Annotated in this window: 1 protein-coding gene and 2 tRNA genes; all 3 read right to left on the reverse strand. The window is 57.6% G+C overall.

The window, feature by feature from the left end; translation table 11 throughout:
• On the reverse strand, positions 1–7,140 hold a 7,140-nt coding region (locus H8711_RS12895; RefSeq protein WP_249283804.1), incomplete at its 3' end, for a PA14 domain-containing protein.
• A gap of 355 nt (positions 7,141–7,495) precedes the next feature.
• Positions 7,496–7,572: transfer RNA gene (locus tag H8711_RS12900), tRNA-Ile, on the reverse strand.
• Positions 7,573–7,618: 46 nt separating this feature from the next.
• A tRNA-Asn gene (locus tag H8711_RS12905) sits at positions 7,619–7,694 on the reverse strand.
• Between the last annotated feature and the right edge of the window lie 43 nt (positions 7,695–7,737).

Here is a 7,737-nt window from a genome sequence, read left to right on the forward strand (position 1 = left end):
CAGCGCACTCTTGTCCGGTGCATACTCCAGGCCGTCGCGCGCCATGACCAGATCGAGGTATGCACTCAATACATCCTCCTGGGTCGCCGCGTCGCTCTCAATCACGTCTTTCGCAGCAGCCAGCGCTTCGTCGAACGCCGCCCAGCTCTCCGCTGTGAAGCGCTCTTCCTCGTACTTGCCGTCAGTCGCCGCGATCAGCGCTTCCAGGTAGCTCTTATCCACGTCGGACGGGACATCGCCTGTATCCTTCAGGGTAACCGTCACGGTGACCGCCTCGGCGGGCATCACGAAGGTGTACTCTGCACCTGCGGTCACTTCGGTCACTTCCACAGTGCCCTCAGCGGTCGCCACTTCGATGCTCTCGAACTCTTTGCCTTCCTCAATGTCTGCGATGGTCACGGTGACAGTCTCGCCTTCCGCCGCTTCCGCCTTGTCGGCAGTTACGGTCGCGCCGGTCACTTCCGCCACGTTCACGGCATAGGCGTCAGCCTCGCCGCCGTCGATCACGAGTTCAACCTTGACAGCCTGATCGGGCATCACGAAGGTGTAACGGTAGGTCACGCCCAGAGGCAGGCCCTCAGTCACCTGGGTGACCTCAATCGCACTCTCGTCCGCTCCAGTGACTTTCAGGCCGGTCACGGTGACGTCCGCCGCCACGTTGCTGACATCCACAGTCACCACATCGCCGGCCGCAGCCTTCTTCATGTCGGCCGCAATCTTGGCATTCTCGTTCGCAACAACCGTAACCTTGTTGCCCTCAGTAACCACTTCATCGCCCGGGATGATCATCAGGTTCTGTACCTGGAGGCCCGAGTTGAACACGCGGATACCGAACATGCCATAGGTATAAGCGTCGTCCAGCTTGGTGTAATACTTCGTGCCGTCAACCGTTACGCTGATCGCGTTGCCGATCGCGCTGACCTCAAAGTCGTACCACTGGCTCGGATCGAATGTGAACACATCGCCCTGGGTATTTGCAATGGCTCTCCAGCCGTAGTGGATGTCGCCGAATTCGATGCCGGACTTCTCCAGCGGATTCGTACTGCTCTCAGAGGAGTTGAGGCCCATGACGAAGCCGCGCAGGTTATCCGTACCAGTGGTGAGGTCGCTCGCGCGGAAGACATAGCCCGCGTTCGACTTGCTGTTCGGGTTGACATCCAGTTTGACTCTTGCCTTGATGGTGTAGTCGCTCCAGGTGGCATAGCCGTCCCACAGCTTGTCGCCGTTGGACTTGCGCTCGATCTTCAGGGTGTTGTCCGCCACGGACATCGTACCGCTGACGATGTTCCAGCCGTCCAGCGCGCCGTCCGCAAATTCATCTTCAAAGATGAACTTATCCTTGACAACCACGTTGTCGAAGCTGCCTGCGCCCTTTATCACCGCAACGCCGGCCTTGCCGTTGAAGTAGCTGTTGTCGATGACCTTCAAAACCGGATCTTCGTCGCCGTCCACATAGACGCGGATACCGTTGTTGACCGCGCGCACCTTCAGTTCATAGGTTGCGCCGCTGTCGACTACCAGATCAGCCTCATCCAGGACTTCGGGAACGCCCGCCGTGACCTTGATCACCTGAATCCGATCGGCCTCAGCATCGAGCGCCACATAGTAGCCATTCATATGGTTCTGTTTGAGATCGCCTCTCAGCGCCAGGCCCACGACCGCGTTATCAGCCGCCGGGGTCACGTCCGCGACGTACTCGTAGTCGGTCCAGCCGAGGTTTCCGACCAGCGCAACCGCAGCAGTCGATGCTGTCAGCTCGCCGTTCTCGATCGACCAGCCCGTTGTCTTGGTCCATTCAGAGGTGTTCTCGTTCTCAAAGTCCGCCTCATAACGCGGCGCAGTGGAAACGACGATATTGTCGATAACGCCCTTGACGTTGAAGCCGCGGATCGCCACGGAGCCCTCGGTGTAGGTGCTGTCGTAGACATCCACGCGAGGCTCGGTCTCGTCGTCCAGGTAGACGCGGATTCTCGGGCCGACCGCAACCACTTTCAGGCGGTGGGTCTCGCCGTAACTCATCGCGCCCAATTTTACATTTGCGAGCTCGTTCCAAACGCCGGCATCCATCCGTCCCACCTGGATGAAGCCGTTGCCATCTTGAATGCCGATACCCGCATAGTAGCCGTTCGCGCCGTCACAGGTCGGGGTATAGTTGCTGCCGCGAACGATGAAGCCCATGTTGGGGATACTCATGTTGTTACGGAGCGCTGTAATAGTAAAGTCGCCCTCCGCAATGACATCCGAACTCACTGTGCCATTGATGACCGCCTTGTTGCCCCAATCAAGTTCAACAGCCAGTTCATCTCCGCTCTCAACATCCCACACGCCTTCGGAATCGCTGCCGCTCGTGCCGCTCGTGCCGCCGTTGAGCAGGGTATAGCGGGTCTCAAAGGTGGTGTTCTTGCCGCCGCTGCCGTCGCGGTTGAAGTGGTCCACATACTGGACGTCCGCCTGTGCAACCGAGGCGTCCTCGCCCGCGATGTAGGTCTCGGGGGCGACTACCAGGCCGGAACCGCCCGCTACCGCAACCGCGTTATCGGTGTATTCGCTGTAATCATAGATGTCGATCACCGGGACAGGGTCGTTGTCCGCATAGACCTGGATGTGGTCGTCGAACAGTTTCACCGCGACCAGGTGCTCGCCCTCGCCGACAACCGCCTGCTCGCCGTTCAGGCTCAGCACGCCGCCGGAAAGCGCTACACGGTACAGGCCGCCGCGCACCGAGATCGAACCGCCGTCCTCCAAGGTCGCCTCAGCGGTGTAGTTGCCGGACTCGGGCGTAACCGCCGCGTCCGCCGCCACATCGGTCGGGTTGAGGATAATCATTGGATCGACCGCATAGCGGCCGGTGGTGTCGGTGTACATCCGGACGCCGTTCTTATGCACCGCGTCGTCCTTCACCGCGTAGGAGACGACGATCTCGCCGCCGTTTGCCGCGATGGCTTCCTTCACCGCATTCAGCTTGTCGTCGGGAACGCGGACGTTCACGAGATAGCCGAAGTTATCCGCACTCGAACCGCCGTTGCGGGCGTAAAGGAGCGTCAGGGTGCCGCGGATATCTCTCGGATTATCCGGCAGGTAAACGGTGTCGATCTCCACGCCGTTGACCAGGATGGTCAGGTCGGAGGGACGCTCGCTGCCCTCCGTGGTCTGAGAGCCGTCCGAGTTGTTGATGCCGTAGTTGGTGGTGGCCTCTTTGTAGGAGGAAACCTCGGCGATGATCCGCAGGCTGTCCAGCGTGTCGAGATCAAACGAAGCCGCCGCCGGATAGCGGTAATCCACCGAGCCGGTCCCGCTGACAAAGCTCGCGCCGTCCACGGTACCGCGCATCACCGCGTTGTTCTCCCCGATATAATCGACGCTCGGGCTGGCTTTGCCGTTGGTGACGATCACATTGACGAAGTTCTTCGCGATGCTGACGCCGTCCACTTCGAGCCACACGGTGAGGGTGCCGACGCACTTCTCGTTGGGCAGGTCGAAGGTGACTTTGACTTCTTCTCTGGTGTAAGGCTTATAATCGACCGGGGACTCGCCCGAAATGCCGGTGGTGATGTAGTTGCCATAGACATCGGTCGCATCGAAGCGCCATTTCACCACTGCGCTGTCGGTCTGCATACCCGACCAGTTCATCACAACGATGGGGGCCGAATAGGTCTCGCCCTGGTTCTTCTTGAGGGCGGGGTTGACGTCCACGCCGATGTAATCCGGCTGGTTCAAGTCCGCCATGGTCATGTCGCCGCCGTAGGCGATTTCACCGTATGCAAAAATCTTATCGCGGCGGTCGTAGGAGAGGATGCCGTTGCGCTCCCACTCGATGTCATAGGGCTCGGTGTAGACATAGCCGTTGAGCTTCTGATACTGGCGCTGGATATCGGTCTGATGCTTGAAGCACCAGGAGACATCCAGGTCGCCCGCGCCCGCGCCGACGCCGCCGTACTCACTGTTGAGCCACGGTGCGCCGTCCTGCACATAGCCGCTGCGGAAGTTGTTGCTGGAACCGATATAGGTCGCATTATTGCGCCCATTGACCGTATTCTTGGAATTCTGGTAGCCGCCCGTGTAGAAATGGTAGGTGTTGAGGTCGGTCGGCTGGATATGGTCATTGTTGCAGGGGCTCATATCCTCGACCAGCAGATTCGGGTTGAGCTCCTTGGTCTTTCCATACAGATAAATCTGCCACTGCTCGGTGGTCATGCCGTCCGACGCTTTCAGACCGGGTTTGCTGATACCCCAGGTCTCGTTGAACAGCATCACCGCGATGACGCTCGGATGGTTGTAATCGCGCTTAATCATGCTCTCGAGCGCGTATTCATACACCACGCGTCCGGGGGTCTCGCCGCCCGTCGTCTTCGCGTTCATGTAGGTCGCGTGCGGCATATCCTGCCAGACAAAGAAGCCCAGCTTGTCGCACCAATAGTATTGCAGCGGATCCTCGATCTTCAGATGTTTGCGGATCATGTTGAAGCCGAGGTCCTTCATCTTTTTGATGTCGTATTTCAGCGCTTCCTCGCTCGGAGCGGTGTAGACTCCCTCCGGCCAGAAGCCCTGATCCAGCAGGCCGGACAGGAAGGTCGGCTCGCCGTTGATCATCAGATACTTGTACTCATTGCCCTCGTGGTAGAAGTCAGCGGTGACTTCGCGCTGGCCAAAATAGGTGTCCACGCTGTCCAACAGGGTCTCCCCGTCGTACAGCTCGAACGTGCCGTAATAGAGGTTCGCGTCGTCAAAATCCCACAGCTTCTGATCGGCGATTGCGGTGGGGTCGAGCGAAATCTTGGTTACGCCGGCATCCACTTTGACCGCCTGTTCGCCGCTGAAGCTGGAGCCATTCAAGATATCCACGCCCTGCTCCTCGTCCCACTTCTTGCCGACGAAGCCGAACTTCACCGTCAGGTCTTTCGCTGTGTCGCTGATGACGCCGATATCGAACTGCACGCTGCTGTTCGCGATATCGGGATTCGCATGTGCAAAATCCAAGTAGGTTTTGGTTCTTCCTTCCAGAATCACATCCTGCCAAATTCCGCTGGTGTGCGTGTAGCCGCAGGGCGCTTCCAGGCCCTGTTTGCCCACCAGCGCGGGGTATTCGTCGTGGTTGTAGATCGCCCGGTCCTCCACCCACAGGGTGAGACGGTGGGTCTTGCCGGGGGTGACATACTGGGTGATATCATATTCAAACGGCGTGTAGCCGCCCTCATGGTCGCCGACCTTGACGCCGTCGATGTAGAGGGTGCTCTTCCAATCCACCGCGCCGAAGCGGATGAAGACCTCCTGGCCTTCCCAGCTTTCGTCCAGGGTGAGTTCGCGTTCATACCACGCCTCACCGCGGTACATGTTGGCGCCGACGCCGCTCATCGGGGATTCCCAGGGGAAGGGGACGTTGATCTTGAGGTCATAAACATCCTTGTCGCCCTTGAACCACTCCTCGGTCTTGCCGACGCCCTCCTCGTCGAGGGTAAAGTTCCACCACCCGTTCAAACTTTCCCATTTGCTCCGGTACCAATCCGGCCGGGGATGTTCGGGGCGATCCGATTCACCCGGAGCGGCAACGACCGCAAAATAGCCGTCACTCGCAGTGATGATGCCGTTCGCGGTGACCTTCACCTTGTACACGCCCGCCCTGGTATCGGTGGGCAGCTCAAAGCGCAGTTCCGTGTCGCTGACCGCCTCGAAGTCCAGATAAACCGGCTTCGCCATCGTCGTACCGCTGTAGCTGATCAGTTCAAGGGCGGTTGCCGCACCTAGGTTGCTGCCGGTTAGGGCGATTGTTCCGCCAAAATTTTCCTCACCCCGGTCGAGCTGCGCGCCGGAGGTGTCCATTTCGGCGACCAGCGCGCCCTCAAAGTCGACCGGCCGGTAGAAGGCTGCCGCCGGGATCGCCTGCTTCGAGAAGATCGAGTTGTCGTTCTTCCAATACAGGGTGACATGCGAGCCGCCGCTGTACTCAAACCATTCGAGCTGGATATCATGCGGCTCGCCCGCTTTCAGGGCCAGCTGCTTGACGCCGAACTGCTCGACATCCCACTGGTTGACCCACCAGTCGATCAGCAACTCGCCGTCCACCCAAAGGCGCACGCCGTTGTCGCTGTAGATCGAGAAGGTGTAATTGCCATCCTCTGGCGCCACGAAACGTCCAGTCCAACGCGCGGCAACATAGTCGGAGGCGCCGGTGCGCTGCTGAATAATCCCTTCCGCATCGCTGAAGGCGATATTCTCGTCGAAGTAGGTACCTTTGTACTCACCGAACGAAAGATCGCCCTTATTCATCAGATAGAAATCTCCGCGCAGCCCGTGATCGCCGAGCTCCGGAAATTCCGGGAAGGGGACTTCCTCCGCCGGATCGGGCTCCAGCGGGCCTTCCTCGTATTCGCCCTTTTCGAGCGCTGGGATAGCCTTGAGCTGATCCTCGGTCAGCGCCTGGTCATAGATGCGCAGGTTATCGAACCTGCCATCCACGCCGGGATCAGGCCACATCAGGCCGCCGCCGACGCGAATCTCCGCACCCGCCAACTGCGCCAGGGTGGGGATTGTGGTCGACAGCGTGCCGCTGGCGACCTGTTCGTCGTTGATAAACAGCTTGGCCTGGCCGTCGGCCGTATGGGTGAAAGCCAGGCGGGTCCACTCATTGAGCTTCGCCTTTACGCCGGCCCCAGCGGAAATCCGCTGTTCTACACCGCCGTTCAGTTTGGTCGCATTGGTGAAGCAACGGCCGTTTGTACCATCCGCTGCCATCACCATATAGTTGGAGGTATTGGTACCTGCCCCGAGCAGGGTGCACCACATCTTGTCAAAAGATTTCGCCTTGACATCGATGACAAGAGTCAAATCCTCCATCGACTTAAAGACGCGAGTCGGCAGGCTGATCGCCTGCGTATTCGACCCGGTTTTGCTGATGGGATTGTCCAAGATCATGACAGGGCCTGCCTCTGCGTCGTTGTACAGGCCCGCCCCATTCAGCAGATAGCCGTCGTTGCCGTTTCCGCTCGCATCTTTGACGACTGTTCCCTTCACATTGTCAAAGGTATAATACAATACCGGAGATGGATCGGTCTCCCCCTCTACTGCATGTGCAACAGTCAGACCGGTGAGATTCCCCGCTAACATAGCTACGCTGAGCAGCCATGCTAGGATCTTTTTTCTCATTGCCATTCCTCCTTTTACTTGCATCTCTCATGATTCTTAAGGTCCCGTTAAAATACTCAACTTTTAGAACAAAAAGCCCAATTTCTCTTCTTGTCCCCCCTTCCTTTCTATCTTTGAGCGCAGCTAATTTGCGGACCCTTATCCTAGTAAAAAGATTTTACCATATTTTTCTTAAATTGTATTTTCAATTTATTAACATGACATGTACGAAATTTTAGCATCTTATATTAAATCATCAATTTTCGTCAATTATTTTTGTCCTATTTGTATTTTTATAAGCGATTATTCCCAAAGTACAAAAAAAACGCTCTCACAAAAAAGTGTGAGAGCGCTATTCTATTGCGACATCTGTCGCTGGTGGGCCATCGGGGACTCGAACCCAGGACCGACCGGTTATGAGCCGGTTGCTCTAACCAACTGAGCTAATGGCCCAGATAAGGGAACGTCTGCTGCATAGGGAACTACACAGCAGACGTATTGGCTCCCCCTGTTGGACTCGAACCAACGACCCTGCGGTTAACAGCCGCATGCTCTACCAACTGAGCTAAGGAGGAATATAAAGCACGAAAGTCTGGATCTCAGAAAAGAGAAACAGAC

The organism is Ligaoa zhengdingensis, from assembly GCF_014384885.1.
GTDB classification, from domain to species: Bacteria; Bacillota; Clostridia; order Oscillospirales; family Ruminococcaceae; genus Ligaoa; species Ligaoa zhengdingensis.